12 protein-coding genes are annotated in these 15,917 nt (G+C 70.6%); 1 reads left to right on the top strand and 11 read right to left on the bottom strand.

Translation table 11 applies throughout. The annotated features are described in order from the left end of the window. Positions 1 to 24: 24 nt before the first annotated feature. The 4 genes from CACI_RS26225 to CACI_RS26210 all read right to left on the bottom strand — a co-directional run bounded on the left by CACI_RS26225 (position 25) and on the right by CACI_RS26210 (position 5,199). Positions 25 to 2,718, bottom strand: a complete 2,694-nt coding sequence (locus tag CACI_RS26225; RefSeq protein ID WP_015793889.1) for a CHAT domain-containing protein — start codon at positions 2,716 to 2,718, stop codon at positions 25 to 27. Positions 2,719 to 2,846: 128 nt separating this feature from the next. Then, positions 2,847 to 3,314, bottom strand: a complete 468-nt coding sequence (locus tag CACI_RS26220; protein WP_015793888.1) for a hypothetical protein — start codon at positions 3,312 to 3,314, stop codon at positions 2,847 to 2,849. Positions 3,315 to 3,383: 69 nt separating this feature from the next. Further along, positions 3,384 to 3,968, bottom strand: a complete 585-nt coding sequence (locus CACI_RS26215) for an RNA polymerase sigma factor (protein WP_015793887.1) — start codon at positions 3,966 to 3,968, stop codon at positions 3,384 to 3,386. Between the two features lie 46 nt (positions 3,969 to 4,014). Next, positions 4,015 to 5,199 (bottom strand): S8 family peptidase, encoded by a 1,185-nt coding sequence (locus CACI_RS26210; protein WP_015793886.1) that lies wholly within the window; start codon positions 5,197 to 5,199, stop codon positions 4,015 to 4,017. Positions 5,200 to 5,713: 514 nt separating this feature from the next. On the opposite strand from CACI_RS26210, the gene CACI_RS26205 reads away from it, so the two are divergent. After that, positions 5,714 to 6,391 (top strand): uracil-DNA glycosylase, encoded by a 678-nt coding sequence (locus CACI_RS26205; RefSeq protein ID WP_015793885.1) that lies wholly within the window; start codon positions 5,714 to 5,716, stop codon positions 6,389 to 6,391. Positions 6,392 to 6,499: 108 nt separating this feature from the next. Here CACI_RS26205 and CACI_RS26200 read toward each other — a convergent pair whose 3' ends face one another. From CACI_RS26200 to CACI_RS26170, 7 genes are all read right to left on the bottom strand, one after another. Then, positions 6,500 to 11,068 (bottom strand): ABC transporter transmembrane domain-containing protein, encoded by a 4,569-nt coding sequence (locus CACI_RS26200; RefSeq protein ID WP_015793884.1) that lies wholly within the window; start codon positions 11,066 to 11,068, stop codon positions 6,500 to 6,502. 24 nt (positions 11,069 to 11,092) lie between these two features. Next, the gene (locus tag CACI_RS26195) at positions 11,093 to 11,596 is read right to left on the bottom strand and encodes a MarR family winged helix-turn-helix transcriptional regulator (protein ID WP_015793883.1); all 504 of its coding nucleotides are present in this window, start codon (positions 11,594 to 11,596) and stop codon (positions 11,093 to 11,095) included. A gap of 118 nt (positions 11,597 to 11,714) precedes the next feature. Then, positions 11,715 to 13,625 (bottom strand): molecular chaperone HtpG, encoded by a 1,911-nt coding sequence (htpG, locus tag CACI_RS26190; RefSeq protein ID WP_015793882.1) that lies wholly within the window; start codon positions 13,623 to 13,625, stop codon positions 11,715 to 11,717. Between the two features lie 469 nt (positions 13,626 to 14,094). Continuing rightward, on the bottom strand, positions 14,095 to 14,568 hold the full coding sequence (locus CACI_RS26185; protein WP_015793881.1) for a DUF2795 domain-containing protein: 474 nt from the start codon (positions 14,566 to 14,568) through the stop codon (positions 14,095 to 14,097). A gap of 153 nt (positions 14,569 to 14,721) precedes the next feature. After that, positions 14,722 to 15,069 (bottom strand): STAS domain-containing protein, encoded by a 348-nt coding sequence (locus CACI_RS26180; RefSeq protein ID WP_015793880.1) that lies wholly within the window; start codon positions 15,067 to 15,069, stop codon positions 14,722 to 14,724. Between the two features lie 60 nt (positions 15,070 to 15,129). Beyond that, positions 15,130 to 15,510 carry a helix-turn-helix transcriptional regulator gene (locus tag CACI_RS26175; RefSeq protein ID WP_015793879.1) on the bottom strand — a complete coding sequence of 127 codons (381 nt, stop codon included), beginning with the start codon at positions 15,508 to 15,510 and terminating at the stop codon, positions 15,130 to 15,132. A 55-nt stretch (positions 15,511 to 15,565) separates the two neighbouring features. Continuing rightward, on the bottom strand, positions 15,566 to 15,886 hold the full coding sequence (locus CACI_RS26170) for a hypothetical protein (RefSeq protein WP_015793878.1): 321 nt from the start codon (positions 15,884 to 15,886) through the stop codon (positions 15,566 to 15,568). Positions 15,887 to 15,917 lie beyond the last annotated feature (31 nt).

Genomic DNA, 15,917 nt, shown 5'->3' with positions numbered 1-15,917 from the left:
CGCCCGCGCCTTTGTCGTAGTCGCTCAGCCGCCGAACCCGAAGCACACGAATCCGCCGATCCCGGTCGCCTCCGACGCCTCGGCGAGCGCCGCCGCGGCCGGGTGTCCGGAGGCCAGCTCGGCGTGCAGCGCGAGCATCAGCGTGCGGGTGTCCCGGTCGTCGACCGGCGTGACGCTGGCGATCAGCGTGCGGGTGCCGAGGGCGAAGACCGCCGAAGCGAGTCCCATCAGCTCGTCTCCCGGCCGCACGCCGGACAGCGCCGATTCGCACGCCGAGAGCACCAGCGTCTGCGGCGTGGCGCCGAGCCGTTCCAGGTCATAGACGTACAGCGGGCCGTCGAAGGCGTCCAGGCTGGAGAAGAGCGGATGATCGGCCCGGAAGCGGCCGTGCGTGGCGACGTGCGCCAGCGCGGCGCCGTCCAGGGCGTGCGCGGTGTTGGCGGCGGTGGCCTCGGCTCCGGACAGCACGACAGCGTCCGGATAGCGCGCCGCCAACGCGGCGATCTCCGGCTCGGCGTGCGCCAGGCCGGGTCCGGCCATCAACACCGTCCCGACGCCGGTCGACGACGTGGCCAGGGCTTCGGACCCGGCAGCGCTGGCGGCGCTCTCCGCAGCACCGGCGGCGTTGGCCGCCGCCAGCCACAGCCGTGCCGACGGCGTGACGCTCACCGCGCGCCCGGCACACGTCGGCAGCGCCGTCCACGGCAACGCGTGCAGCGACCCGGTCGGCACGACGATCAACGGCCGGTCGGCGACACCGCCGACTCCGTCCAAAGACCCCCGCACCGGCCCGAACAGCAACGCGTCGAGCTCCCGCCGGCTGTGGTCGTAGGCCTCCACCGCCGCGTCCTGCATCGCCGCCGACCCGAACCGCCGCGACATCCGGTTCATCGCGAACCGCACCACGTCCAACTGCCGCAGCACCGCCGCGTACGACCCCAGCCGATGCCGCCGCACCACCCCGTCCCGCACCGTCACCGCGTGCAGGTCGTCGTCCAACCGCATGAACTCCACCAGCACGCGCGTCCCCAGCGCCCCGGCCAACGTGGCAGGGGAGAAGGGCGGCTCCGGCGCATAGGTCCCGCGCGCATACCGCGACCGATCCCGAATCGCCGCTTCCAACCGCAAGCGCTCGCCATTGAGCCGCGACACCTCCGTCCGCGCCGACCCGCGCGCTGTCGGCGCCTCCACCGCCGCCAGCTCCGCCACCACCCGCCGCAGCTCCGCCAAGTCAGCGGCGAGCTGCTCGTCGTCCGGCGGGCGCACCGGCCGCCGCCGCAACGACGCCGCACGCCAGGTCTCGGCCCAGCGCAGGACCGCGCGGGCATCGCCGCGCTTCAAAGCCAGCTGCAGTCCGAGCTTCGCCAACTCCTCGCCCCGCGCGGCGGCGTGCGCGCGCAGATCGGTGGCGCCCAGGACAGCGTTGTTCTCCTGATGCACGCGCAACCCCGCGTGCAAAGCCCGTTCGGCAGCCGAGGCGCGTCCGGCGGTGAGCGCGTGCAGCGCGTGCGCGTGCCAAGCCAGGATCCTGACCTCGGCCTCCCGCCGGTTCCGATGCCGCGCCACCTGCTCGAACAACGCCAGCGCCTGCTCGCGGCGATCGAGGGCGAAGGCGATCCGGCCGGCCAGCAGCCGGGCCTCCAGCGGCGTCACCGGCCATTTCGCCGCGGCCATCCGATCGGCCAGTTCCACCGCCGTCTTCAACAGCGCCGGGCTGCGCTCGCCGGTCGCGAACCGGGCCGAGGCCTCGACGTGCCGCGCCAGGTCCGCCCAGGCCGCCCGGCGCTGCCGCCCGAACATGCCGCGGGCGGTGCGCGCGGCGTCCTCGGCCGCGGTCGGGTCGCCGTCGGCCAGTGCGGCTCGGGCCCAGATCAGGTGGTACTCGGCGCGGTCGTAGCCGAAGCCGCTGCGCTCCTGCTCGGCGATCGCTTGGCGCAGCGTGGTGTGCGCCTCGGTGCTCAGTCCGGCCGTGAGCAGCGCCTCGGCGCGGTCCACGAGCATCGGCGCCACCGGCTTGTCGTGTTCGGCGAACCGCTCGACGGCGGCGTCGAACCAGTACAGCGCCGAGGGCAGGTCGCCGGCGCGATGCGCGGCGAAGCCCAGGTTGCCCAACACGATCGCGTTCAGCAGCCGGTAGCCGCCGTCCTCGGTCAGCCGCGCGGCGCGCAGCAGGTCGGACTGAGCCGGCTGCCCGGCGCCCCGGTAGACCTGGATGATCCCGCGCAGATTCAACGCGATCGCCTCCCACCGGGCATCGCCGTAGGAGGCCAGCACCGGCTGGCTGGAGTCCAGGGCGTCCAGCGCCTCGGCGGTCCGCCCGATCCGGCCCAGGACCAGCGCGAGGTTCACGCGCAGCCGAGCCCGGTCCAGACCGGTCAGGATGCTGTCGGCCAGCGCCGCCTCGGCCAGCGCGCCCTCGGTGTTGCCGCGGTCGGCCAGGATCACCACCAGCGACATCCGGGCCTCGGCGGCCCGATAGGCCAGCCCGCCCTTCTCCGCGACGGCGACGCCGCGTCGCAGGGCTTTGGCCGCGCGCGCCAGGTCGCCGTTCTCCTTCCACGACAAGCCGATCGCGCGCAGGGCTATCGCCGCCGCCTCGTCATCGTCCCCGCCGGCCAGCACCGCCTCGGCCTCGGCTCTGCCCGCGGCGGGCTGGGCCAGCACCTGATCCAGAGCGCTCAGAGCAAGCGCGAGCCGGTCCGTGGCAGAAGATGGCATGCGGACACTGTCTCAAAGGTCCGGTACCTTCTTCCACCGCGGGCGTGACTCATCGCCGCCGAGCGATGACGCGCGGCGGCGACAAGAGTCGGCGGCGGCCGCGGGGGAAGCGCGGTCGCCGACCGGGTCTAGACGGTCACCCAGCTGGTCACCACGGCGCCGCCGCCGGGTACGGTCAGCGCCACCCGCGCCGGTCCCGCCGGCAGCGAGTCGGCGCTGAACAGCCCTTGGCCGTCCACCGTCACGGTGGTCGCCCCCGCCGGGTGCTCGATCCGCAAGGTGTCCGAACACGCCGGGATCAGCTGTCCGACCAGTTTGCGCCGGTCGCCGATCTCGGTGACCTCCACGACCACCGAGACGCTGGGCGCCTCGAAGGTCAGCAGCCTGGTGTCGCTGCCGCGCGTGGAGCCGGCTCCGGCGAGCATCGAGTCTTCGGCCAGTTCGGCCAGTTCGGCGTCGATGGTCCGCCAGGTGAAGGCGGCGTAGCCCGCCGTCACCACCTCCGGCGGCACCGGGTCGATCTCGTCGAACATCCCGCCGAGGGCGGACAGGAGTCCGATGTCCTCCGCTGAGGCCCCGTTCGTCAACTTCGGCATCGCTCCCCCTGTATCAGGTTCTTCATGGTGTGTTCGGGTACTGATGGCATCGGTCCGCCGCGTCGTGTGTCACGGCCTGGTCGTCTCCGGCAGGGTGCTCAGCGCCTTCAACGCCCGTTTGAGGTGCTCCAGGCACCGCGAGCGGGTCGGCCCGATCGACCCCACCCGCATGCCCAGGGCCTCGGCGACGGCCGCGTAGCTTTCCAGCGGCGTCACCGCGACCACCCGCAGCAGGTTCCGGCAGCGCTCCGACAGCGTGGCGAACGCCTGCCACAGGTCGCTGCGGTCCTGCTCGGCGACCAGCGCGGCCTCCGGGTCGCCGTCGTTGTCCAGATCCCCGAAGAAGGAGACGTTCTCCTCGGCCTCCTCCGAGTCGGGGACCTCGCGCTGCGCCTTGCGGAGCAGCTTCAAGGACTCCCGGCGGGCCGTCGTGGCCAGCCACCCCGCGAGCTGGTCCGGGTTCTGGATCCGGTCCAGGTTCTCCACCAGCCGCAGCCAGGTGGTCTGGCTGACGTCGGCCGCGTCGGCCAGCGAGAGCCGGAACCCTCTGGCCACCGACCACACCAGGCGGCTGTAGTCGTCGACGATCCGGTGCCATGCCTCGGCGTCACCGGCCGCTGCCGCTTTCAGCAGCAGCGCGGGGGAGCGGTCCATGTGTGCCTTCTCACTCATCGGGGGGCGGAGGTCTCCGGCGGACCCGTCAGCGGCCGTCCGAGGCCACCACCACCCCCAGGTCGGGGATGCGGGTGTTGGCCGGGTCGAGCAGCTCGCTGAGGGCGTCGCGCGCCGTCATGTCCTTGGCGGACATCAAAGCGGCGATCTTACCGGCCACGTACGGGGCGGCGAAGCTGGTGCCGCTCCAGGTCGCGAAGCCGTGGAAGTCTTCCCCGTTCTCCCGGCCGTGGGTCAGGAAGCTGCTGGAGACCTTCTCGCCCGGCGCCGAGGCGTCCACCCACCAGCCGTAGTTGGAGAAGGACGCGCGCTCCGGGCCGTCGGTGTCCGCCTGGGCCAGAGCCGCGACGGCGACGACGTCCTTGAGGGCGGCGGGCCAGTAGGGACGGTCCGAGGAGTGGTTCCCGGCGGCGGCGACGATCACCGAGTGCCGGGCGACCCGCGCGAAGGCGTCGGCCAGGACCGGGGAGGGCCGGTCGTCGAAGGTGAAGCAGCCCAGTGACAGGTTCAGGACGTCCAGACGGTTGCTCTCGGCGGCCGCCCGGGCGTGCAGCCGCCTCAGACCGTGCAGCAGTTCCAGCTCGTCGGTGACGCCGTCGGTGCCCAGGACCCGCTGCACCCGCAGATAGGTTCCCGGAGCGTGCTGCAGGATCACGCCGGCGATGAACGTGCCGTGGCCGGAGTCGGACTCCAGGTCGTCCTCGGACGCCGGGTCCAGGTCTTCGTGCTCTGTCTCGGTGCAGGCCTGGTACCAGTCCGCCTCGGCGAACCACGGGTGCGGGTCGATCCCGGTGTCCAGGATCCCGATCGTGGCCCGCCGGCCGCCGCCTTCGGCGTCGACCGGGGCGGGCAGGTCTGCGGCGGGCGTCGGCGCGCCGAAGGGACCGCCGGTCCAGTTCGGCGCCCCGCTCATGACGTGGTTGGGCGTGACGCTCGTCCGCCGGTGCGCCCCCGCGCCGCCCCGCAGGCTGTGCGTCAGATCCGCGGCGTCCACCCCGGCGCCGGCCCGCAGCCGCAGGCGGCTGACCCCCAGCTCGGCGAAGTCCTCCCGGGAGTCCACCCACTGCCGCGCCTGCTCGTGCACCGCGTCCGCGTGCGCACCGAGCACCAGCAGCTCGTCGCGCTTGATCAGCGCCTCGGTGGAGCCGCCGACGTGGACGACATCCTGGTGCGTCTCGAGGATCCGAGCCATCCGCGCTGCGTGGTCCGTCATCGTGCCCTCCCTGTAAACAACGTAGTCAGCACCTATGCTGCATTGTCCAAACACCGTAGGCGGAACTGGACCCCCGTCCCAGTCCCGCCTTCGGTCCCCCCAGGCGGCTGCGTCCCCCACAGATCACTGCCGCCGGTCTTACTTCCCCCCGGTGTTCCCCCCAGCTCCCCGGTTTCCCCCGTGGTCCCCGTGGTGTTCCCCCCAGCCCTGCCACCTCGAAATCCCCCCCGAGGTCCCCCTCTTTCTCCCTTGCTGGCGCGGTCCTGCCTGGCCGGCGGGTGGTGTGCCGCACCCACCCCCCGGCGTCACGGCACACCACCCTCTTCACCCGGCCTGGCCGGCGGCGCGTCCCCCCTAGAGACACACACCGACTGGACCACGCCCGCGGGCCCCCCGACCCGCTCACTTACAAGAGCACCCCGAACGCCCCCTGATACATCGAGGCGGAACTTTTTTCTGGGAAGTTTTTCCGCTCTCCCTCAGAGCTGTCACAGCCTGCGGATAGGTTCCTCTTATGCGTGAACTCATCCCCGCCTCCTGGGCGCCGGTGCTGGCTGCCGAGACCGAGCAGCCGTACTTCGCCGACCTGGAGGCTTTCCTTAAGACCGAGCGTGCCGAGCACCAGGTGTTCCCGCCTGAGGACGAGGTGTTCGCGGCGTTGGAGGCGACGCCGTACGAGGACGTCAAGGTGGTGCTGATCGGGCAGGACCCGTACCACGACGACGGCCAGGCCCACGGCATGTGCTTCTCGGTGCGCCCCGGCGTGCGGATTCCGCCCTCGCTGCGGAACATGTACAAGGAGCTGGACACGGACCTGGGCGTCGCGCCGGTCAAGCACGGCTACCTGAAGGCCTGGGCCGACCAGGGCGTGCTGCTGCTCAACACGGTGCTCACCGTGCGGGCGCACGAGCCCGCCTCGCACAAGGACCGCGGCTGGGAGAAGTTCACCGACGCCGTCATCAAGGACGTCTCGGCACGCGAGAAGCCGGTGGTGTTCGTGCTCTGGGGCGCGCACGCCAAGAAGAAGGCGAAGCTGATCGACGCCTCCCGGCACGCGATCGTCCAGGGCGCGCACCCCTCGCCGCTGTCGGCGAAGCTGTTCTTCGGCTCCAAGCCGTTCTCGGCGGTGAACGAGGCGCTGGCCGGCTTCGGGCAGGAGCCGATCGACTGGAAGCTTCCCGAGACCGTCTAAGAGTTCTCGCTATAGCGTTTGCGTACAGAGTCGGCCCGGCGGATGTCCTCCGCCGGGCCGACTCCTTATATACCCGCTCCTATATAGCGGTACCTAATATAGGGACTCCTATATAGCCACTCCCGCAGTCTCGGTCTCCCGCTCGCCGTCCTCATGCCCGGCGGCGAACGCCTCCCACAGCGCGGAGTACGTCCCGCCGCGCTCGACCAACTCCGTGTGCGTCCCGTCCTCCACGATCCGCCCGCCGTCCAGCACCAGGATCCGGTCGGCGCGCGCCGCCGTGGTCAGCCGGTGCGCCACCACCAGCGTGGTGCGGGTCCGCCCGGCCGCGCCGTGGTCGGCGGAGCGCGCCAGCTCGGCGTGCGTGACCGCGGCCTCGGTGGCCAGGTCCAGCGAGGAGGTCGCCTCGTCCAGGATCAGCACGTCCGGATCCGCCAGCTCCGCGCGGGCCAGCGCGAGCAGCTGGCGCTGTCCGGCCGACAGGTTCCGGCCGCGCTCGGCCACCCGGGAGTGGAACCCCTCGGGCAGCCCCGCGATCATCTCCTCGGCGCCGACCGCGCGGGCCGCCGCCTCGATCTCCCGGGGCGGGGCGTCCGGGCGCGCGTAGGCGATGGCCTCGGCGACGGTCCCGTCGAACAGGTACGCCTCCTGCGGGACCACGCCGAGCCGGTGCCGCCAGTCCGGCAGCGCGAACTCGCGCAGATCGCGGCCGCCGGCGGTGACCGCGCCGCCGGTCGGGTCGTAGAAGCGCGCGACCATCTTCACGAAGGTCGACTTGCCCGCGCCGGTCTGCCCGACCAGCGCCACCGTCTGCCCGGCGGGAATGCGCACGCTGACACTCTCCAGCGCCGGCCGGGTGTCCGGACCGTAGGCGAAGGTGACGTCGTCGAACACGATCTCGCCGAGCCCCGTCGGGACCGGTACCGGCCGCGCCGGCTCCGGCGTGGACGGCGCGGTGCGCAGCAGGTCGCCGATCCGGCGCAGCCCGACCGCGGCCTGCTGGTAGCCGTCGAACACCTGCGAGAGCTGCTGCACCGGCGAGAACACCATGTCGATGTAGAGCAGGTAGGCGATCAGCGCGCCGGCGGTCAGCTCCCCGGAGTGCACCCGGGAGGCGCCGGCGGCCAGCACCAGCAGCCCGGCGACGTCGGCCAGCAGCTGCACGAACGGGAAGTACGTCGCGATGTACTTCTGCGCGCGCAGCCGCGAGACGCGGAACTCGTCCGACAGCCCGGCGAACCGCGTCGCGTTGGTCCCCTCACGCCGGAACGCCTGCGTCACGCGCATGCCGGCGACGTTCTCCTGCAGGTCGGCGTTGACCGCCGCGACCTTCTCGCGCGCCTCGGTGTAGGCCTTGCTGGACTTGGCGCGGAACACCGCGGTCGCGATCAGCAGCGGCGGCAGGACGCTCAGCGCGATCAGCGCCATCCGCCAGTCGATCACCACCAGCGCCACCACGATGCCGACGAACGACAGGACGCTGACGACCGCCTGCTGAAGACCGGTCTGCAGGAACGTGGACAGCGCGTCCACGTCGGTGGTCATGCGGGTCATGATGCGCCCGGACAGCTCGCGCTCGTAGTAGTCCAGACCCAGGCGCTGCAACTGCGCGAACACCTTCACCCGCAACGCGTACAGCAGGCGCTCGCCGGTGCGTCCGGTGACCAGGTACTGGCAGACGTTGATCGCGCTGTCGGTGAGCGTCACCAGCAGCGCCGCCACCGACACCCCGACGATCGCCGACAGCGAGTGCGCCAGGATGCCCCGGTCCACGCCGCCGCGGATCAGCGCCGGCAGCGCCAGCCCGGCCGCGGTGTCCGCGGCGACCAGCAGCAGCCCGAGCAGCAGCGCCAGCCGGAAGGGGCGCAGCAGTTTGCGCAGGGAGAAGTCGGGGTCCGAAGCACGGGCCTCGGCCTGGCCGACCTTGGGCTCGTCGGTCGCCGGCGGCAGCGCCGCGACCTTCGCCAGCAGTTCCGGGGTCGGGGGCATCGAGGCCAGGAAGCCGCCGAAACCGCCGCCCCCTCCGCCGCCGACGCCGCGTCCTGCGCCGCCTCCGCCACCCATGCCGGGCAGCGCCCCGGTACCGGAGCCCTTGGCGCCGGCCGGGCCGTCGTCGCCTTCGACGGAGGGCCACAGGCTCGGAGTGATGCCGTCGACCTGGGCTTCGATGGTGCTGGTGGCGTCGGTGCGGTCGGTGCCGGGGGCGTGGCCGTTGCTGGCAGTGCCGTTCGCGCTGCCGTGGAGTGCGACCGCCGGGCTGCCGTTCGCAGCCTTCGCACGCGCTGTCGCCGCCGTGGTCAGGTCGCCGGCGTCGATGCCCTCGGCGTCCTCGCCGGGCCCGGACAGCAGCAGCCGGTACAGCGGGCAGCGCTCGGTGAGCTCCTCGTGCGTGCCGATGTCGACGACGCGGCCGCGGTCCAGCACCGCGATCCGGTCGGCCAGCGCCAGCGTGGAGCGCCGGTGCGCGATCAGCAGCGTGGTGCGCCCGGCCATCACCCGGCGCAGCGTGTCGTGGATCTCCGCCTCCACGCGGGCGTCCACCGCGGAGGTGGCGTCGTCCAGGATCAGGACCCGGGGATCGGTGATCAGGGCCCGGGCCAGGGCTATGCGCTGGCGCTGGCCGCCGGACAGGGTCAGGCCCTGTTCGCCGACCACGGTGTCGTAGCCGGCCGGCAGCTGCTCGACGAACTCGTCGGCCTCGGCCATCCGCGCCGCGGCGCGCACCTGCTCGTCGGTGGCGTCGGGACGCCCGTAGGCGATGTTGGCGCGCACCGAGTCGGAGAACAGGAAGCTGTCCTCCATCACCAGCCCGATCGCCGCGCGCAGCGACTCCAGGGTCACCTCGCGCACGTCGGCGCCGCCGACCCGCACCGAACCGCCCTGCACGTCGTAGAAGCGGGGGAGCAGCATCGACACCGTGGACTTGCCGGAGCCGGAGGTCCCCACCAGCGCCACGGTCTCCCCGGGACGCACCTTCAAATCCAGGCCGCGCAGCACCGGCCGGGAGGCGACGTAGCCGAACACCGCGCCGTCGAACTCCACCCCGGAGGTCTCGCGCGGCAGCACCGCGGCGTCCGGCTTCTCGGTGACCTTCGGCTGGGAGTCGATGATCTCGAAGATCCGCTCCACACTGGCCCGCGCCTGCTGCCCGATGGTCACCAGCGAGGACAGCATCCGCACCGGACCGAGCATCTGCGCCAGGTACGTGGAGAACGCCAGGAACGTCCCCAGCGTGATCATCCCCCGAAGCGCCAGCCACCCGCCGAGGAACAACACCCCGACCTGCCCCAGCGCCGGAATCGCCATGATCGCCGGGTTGTACCGCGCCGAGAACCGCACCGCCCGCAGCCGCGAGGCGAACAACCGCTCCCCGGCCGCCTCCAACTTGCCGAGCTCCTGCTCCTCCTGCCCGAACCCCTTCACCACCCGCACACCGCCGACCGCGGCATCCACCACCCCGGCCAACGCCGAAGCCTGCTGCTGCGCCTCCCACGTCGCCGGATAAAGCCGCCGCCGAGCCGCCACCGCCACGAACCACAACCCCGGCCCGGTAGCCAACGCCACCAGCGTCAAAAGCGGCGACAGAAACGCCATCACCGTCAACGCGACCACGAACAACAACGCGTTCCCGATCAACATCGGCAACATGCCCAGCAAACCCTGCACCATGGTGACATCAGACGTAGCCCGCGAAATCAGCTGCCCAGTAGCCAGCTCATCCTGCCGAGCCCCATCCAACCGCGAAAGCGCCCCAAAAATCCGATTCCGCAAGTCATACTGCACATCCAGCGACAACTTGCCACCGACATACCGCCGCAACCGCGTCCCACCGAAGTTCACCACCGCCAACACCAACGCCACAGCCGCCCAAGGCGCCAAAGCCGACCGCCGCGAAATGACGACATCATCAATAATGTGCCGCTGAACCAACGGCATAGCCGCAGTAGCCAGCATCGCCATCAACGACCCACCCAACGCAACCAGCACACTCCGCCGGTACACCCAACTCGCCGCCGCCAGCCGCCGCATCCAGGAACTGGAGGGCGCGTCACCCTTGCCGGTGCTGTCGGGGCGGGGGGAGTCGGCGGGGTCGGTGGTCTTGGCGGCGCCGCGTGCCTGACCGGGGTCCGCAACAGTGCCGTTCTTGCCGGCGCTCAGAGAGTCGGCGGTGTCGCCGTTCTCGTCGGCGCCGTGTGCCTGGCTAGCGTCCGCAGCGGTGCCGTTCTTGCCGGCGCTCAAGGAGCCAGCGACGTCGGTGGTCTTGTCGGCGCCGCGTGCCTGACCGGCGTCCGTAGCGGTGCCGTTCTTGTCGGCGCTACGTGCCCGGTTCGCGTCCGCGGTGTCGCCGTTCTCGTCGGCGCCATGTGCATGGCCAGCATCCGCAACGGTGCCGTTCTTGCCGGCGCTACGTGCCTGGTTCGCGTCCGCGATGTCGCCGTTCTCGTCGGCGCTCAAGGAGCCTGCGGTGTCGGTGGTCTTGTAGGCGCCACCTACCGTGCCAGGGTTCGCGCCATCGCCGGCGCCACTGCTGGTCGTCGTGAAGTCCTCGGCGCTCGTCGTGTTCTTCGCGCCGTTAGTACCGTTCGTGCTCTTAATCGTGCCTATATCGCTCGTCGTCTCACCGGCGCCATCGCCGGTCCTGCTCTCGCGCGCGTCGCGGCGCTCGGCGTTCGTCACATCCACCCCTTGTCGTCGTGCTTGCTACTCGTCGCGGGCCGCCTCTGCCTGCGCGGCCATGTGGCGGGCCCGGTGCTCGGCGAATCGCCGGTCGAGGGCTCCGCCCAGTGCGTCGAAGCAGTCCAGCAGTGCCTCGCCACCGCCGGTCAGCTGCGAGGCCGCCTCCCCGAACAGCGGCGCCAACGCGGCGGCCAGCTGTTCCTCGGCACTCCGTACAGCAGCCAATCCGGCCTCGGTAATCCGTACCCGCACGACGCGGCGGTCTCCAGGGTCAGCCTCGCGCTCCAACAGCCCGGCAGCCACCAGCGCATCGGCGGCGGCGGTCAGCGTCGGCTTGCGCACGGCGAGCCGGTCCGCCAACCGCGCCGACCGCTCGCCGCCCTCCCGCACCATCGACAGCAACTGGTACTGCGGCAGGCTCAAGCCGGTCTCCACCCGCTCCAACGACCGCCGCAGGCGCACCAGCACCTGGACGGCGTCGACCACCCGCTCCGCGGGCAGCCCGGATAGTTGGTTCGACTCACTCATGATTAGATGGTCGAACAATTAGGGGTGGGAGTCAAGTTGGTTGCCGCGGCAGGGACGCGGCCGACGACGAGCCGCACCCCACCCACAGCACCTACAACTCCCACCCCACCGGCATCGCCTACAGCGTCCGAGCCAGCCGTTCGGTCAGCAGCCGCGCGAAGCGTGCCGGGTCGCTCAGGTCGCCGCCTTCGGCGAGGAGCGCCGTGCCGAGGATGATCTCGGCGAGGTCGGGTAGTGCCGTGTCCTCGGCGTTCTTGGCGTGGGCGTCGCGGAGGGCGGTGATCAGGGGGTGCGCCGGGTTGATCTCCAGGATGCGTTTGACTGGCGGGATCTGCTGGCCCATGGCCCGGTACATCTTCTCCAGCATCGGGGTCATGTCTTGGGCGTCGCCGACGACGCATGCGGCTGAGGTGGTCAGACGGGAGGAGAGGCGGGCTGCCTTGACGTGGTCTGACAGCGTGCCGGCCAGCCAGGGGAGCAGGGCGGCGAAGTCGGCTTCGCGCTTGGACTTCTCCTCGTCGGCGTTCTCGTCGGAGTCGGAGTCCAGGTCGACCTGGCCCTTGGCGATCGACTGGAAGCGGTGGCCGTCGAAGTCCGGTACCTGGTCGACCCAGACCTCGTCGACCGGGTCGGTCAGGATCAGGACCTCGTATCCCTTGGCGGTGAACGCCTCCATGTGCGGGGAGTTCTCGACCGCGGCGCGCGTGGCGCCGGTGAGGTAGTAGATCGCGTCCTGGCCGTCCTTCATCCGCTCCACGTACTCGCGCAGCGTCGTGGTCTTCTCCGCGTCGTGGGTGGAGTCGGCCGAGATCAGATCCAGCAGCGCTTCGGTGTTGTCGGTGTCCTCGATCAGGCCTTCCTTCAACACCCGGCCGAACTGGTCCCACAGCTTCGCGTACTGCTCGGCGTTGCCGGTCTGCATGTCCTTGATCGCGGTCAGGACCTTCTTGACCAGCCGACGGCGCACGCCGCGGATGTGCCGGTCGTGCTGCAGAATCTCGCGGGAGATGTTCAACGACAGGTCGTGGGCGTCCACGACGCCCTTGACGAAGCGCAGGTAGTTCGGGACCAGCGCCTCGCAGTCGTCCATGATGAACACCCGCTTGACGTACAGCTGCACGCCCCGCTTCGTCTGCTGCGAGAACAGGTCGAACGGCGCCGCGGACGGGATGAACAGCAGCGCGTCGTAGGCGAACGTCCCCTCCGACCGCATGTGGATGATCTCGGCCGGATCGGTCCAGTCGTGGCTGATCTGCTTGTAGAACTCGTGATACTCCGCCTCGGTGACCTCGCTGCGCGGCCGCGCCCACAGCGCCTTCATCGAGTTCAGCGTCTCCATCTCGGTGACGGCGACGCCGTCGGACTCGCCGCGCTCCACCGCCATGCGGATGGGCCAGCGGATGAAGTCCGAGTACTGCTTCACAATCGAGCGGATCTTCCAGTCGGCCAGGTAGTCCGCCAGCCCGTCCTCGCCGTCGGCGGGCTTGAGGTGCAGCGTGACCGTAGTCCCGACCGGCAAGTCATCGACGCTGGAGATCTCATAGCTGCCCTCGCCGTCGGACTCCCACAGGGTGCCCTCCGTCGTGCCGGCGCGGCGCGTACGCAGGCTCACCTTGTCCGCGACCATGAACGCCGAATAGAACCCGACACCGAACTGCCCGATCAGACTCTGCGCTGCCTCGGCATCCTTGGCCTGCTTGATCCGCTCCAGCAGACCCGCCGTCCCGGACTTGGCGATCGTGCCGATGAGGTCCACCACCTCGGCGCGCGTCATGCCGATCCCGTTGTCGGTGACGGTCAGGGTGCGCGCGTCCCGGTCGACGCCCAGCACGATGTGCGGGTCGGAGGTGTCGGCCTCGAGGTCGGAGTCGACCAGCGATTCCAGGCGCAGCTTGTCCAGGGCGTCGGAGGAGTTCGAGATCAGTTCGCGCAGGAAGATGTCTTTGTTCGAGTAGATCGAATGGATCACCAGCTGCAACAACTGGCGGGTCTCGGCCTGGAACTCCAGGGTCTCGACGGGGCTGCCCACGAACAGGGCTCCTTTCGGAATCAGCGTGCTGAAAAGGTGAGAATCAGAGTTCGATGATGGTCTCAGACTTCGGGCGGCGGAACAGCCACAGGGGCAGCCACACAGACAGCCATAGGGGCAGCCACAGGAACAGCCGCAGACGCGGCGGCGGACAATCTGCGGCACTTCGCCGACGGCGCCAAAAGGTCCGCGCCGTCGTCACGCCCCCGCGACCCGCCGGTATCGAACCCGCCCGCGCCTGATCCGGCGGGCAGGCGGTCCGGCGCCTGCTTCATCGACGTCACCCCTTCGGCGACACCACCACTTGTCGTCGTTCCGATGACGCATCGTACCAAACCGGGCTGCCGGCGGCGCCTCGCGGCGCACCGACAGCCCAGCGTACTTCCGATCGATCAGTGGATCAGTGAATCAGCGGGTCGAAAGACCCAGCGGATCCGCGAAGCCAAGCTGATCCGAGGTGCCCAGCGGATTAATGAGTCCGCTCGTCGAACTGGCTCCCCGCGTGCATGGGAGCGTTCTCCGGCATCTCGCCCATGGCGCGGCGGTTGTGCTCGGCGGTCGCGACCGGGCCGGGAGCCTGCGCCATCATCATCGAGTCCGCCTGGCGGGTGGCCTCCACCAGATCCGCGATGCTGTGGTATTCGCGGTGCGGAATCTGTTTCAACCGCGCCAGTTCCGGCTTGGCAAACGTGCCCTGCCGGCTCGCGTGCTCGAGCAGCTCTCCGCGGCTGGCCGGCCACGGGTGGTCGACGAAGGCGAGCTCGACCGTGCGGCCGAACTCCTCGTTCGTGGCCTTGGGCTTCCGCTGCTGCTGGCCCTGGTTCTGGTTCTGCTGCTGGTTCTGGTTCTGCTGGTTCCGCTGCTGCTGCCGCTGCTGGTTCTGCTGGTTCTGCGGCGCCTGGGGCTGCTGCTCGGCGGCGAACTGCTTCTTCGACTTGGTCATGACTGCCTCCTTGGCTGATGCCAGTGGGAGGTCGCTAATTCGGCGACCAAGTGGCAACGCTATGTACGCACCGGGGTGAGCGGCGTACGCACTGCTGCCATGTGGGGTAGCTCCCCGCCGCTGAGCTGGTCTTGCCGACAAGACCCCTGTCGCTCAAGACGCGGGATTCGGACCGTGCTCCGCGCCCGAGACCGGCTCCGCCACGGGGAACAGGCTCGTGACGCCGGCCAGCTCCAGCGCTCTGCGCACCGGCCGCGAGGGCGAGGCGAGCATGACCTCCCGGCCGTGATCGGCCGCGCGCCGCCGGCTGCGGACCAGGACACGAAGACCCATCGAGTCCAGGAAGGTGACCGCGGAGCAGTCGATGACCAGGTCCGTCGTGCCGTCCCAGGACTGCTCGAGACCGGCCTCGAACCGGGCGTACGCGGCGAGGTCCACATCGCCGGCGACGGTGAGCACCACGCGGCCCGCGGCGCGCCTCGCGGTACAGGAAAACTCCATGGCCTTCTCCTCGGACTCGACGCTTTCTGTGGAGAGGTACTCGAACAGCTACTCGCCCTGCTACTCGCTCTGCTCGGCGTCCGCGCCCTCTAACGGCTGTTCGGCCAGCAGCGCCAGGAACGGTCCGACCCGCAGATCGCGCTGCGCTGCGTGCCGGAAACCGAGATCCAGGTTCACCGAGTAGTGATTGCGGCGCCCGACCCGGCTGCGGGCCACATAGCCGGCTTTGACGAGGTCGGAGATGATCGCCGCGGTGGCCCGCTCGGTGATGCCCGCGGCGACACTCAGCTCCCTGATGCGGGCCTGCGGATTGCGGGCGATCTCGACCAGGACATGCCCGTGGGAGGTCAACAGCGTCCACGCGTCACGCTTGCCCGCTGTAGCTGCCACGTCGCGATCATAACGCAACGCGGAGCAAAAGGTGAGAGATTTTTCCTGCATTCTCAAACAGGTCTTTCACGCCGCGTCCGCCTCCCCGCGCCGCGCCCGGCGGCTCTCAGCAGCCTGACGCCCCGATGAGTTTGCGGATCTCGACCAGGTCCAGTCCGACCTGCACGGTCCAGGCGGACCCGGTGGCGTGCCGGGCGCTGACCGCGGTGTCGGCCGCCGCGGCGAGCTGCACCAGCACCTCGGTCGTCACCTTGACCGGCAGCCGCTGCTCGGCCGGGGTGCGGCGGCCCCACAAGGACGCCACCTCGTGCTCGGCCTGGCTCGCCGCCTCCAGCCAGGCCACTGTTTCGTTGACCAGGGCAGCGGCGATGAGCCGGGTCAGGAGGTCCTGCTCGATGGACGTGGAGTCGTGCGAGCTGTCAAACACGGCGTTCTCCTGCAGGGCTGGAGCACGCGCC

The organism is Catenulispora acidiphila DSM 44928 (genome assembly GCF_000024025.1).
GTDB lineage: Bacteria > Actinomycetota > Actinomycetes > Streptomycetales > Catenulisporaceae > Catenulispora > Catenulispora acidiphila.
This window is presented reverse-complemented; position numbering and strand designations above follow the sequence as displayed.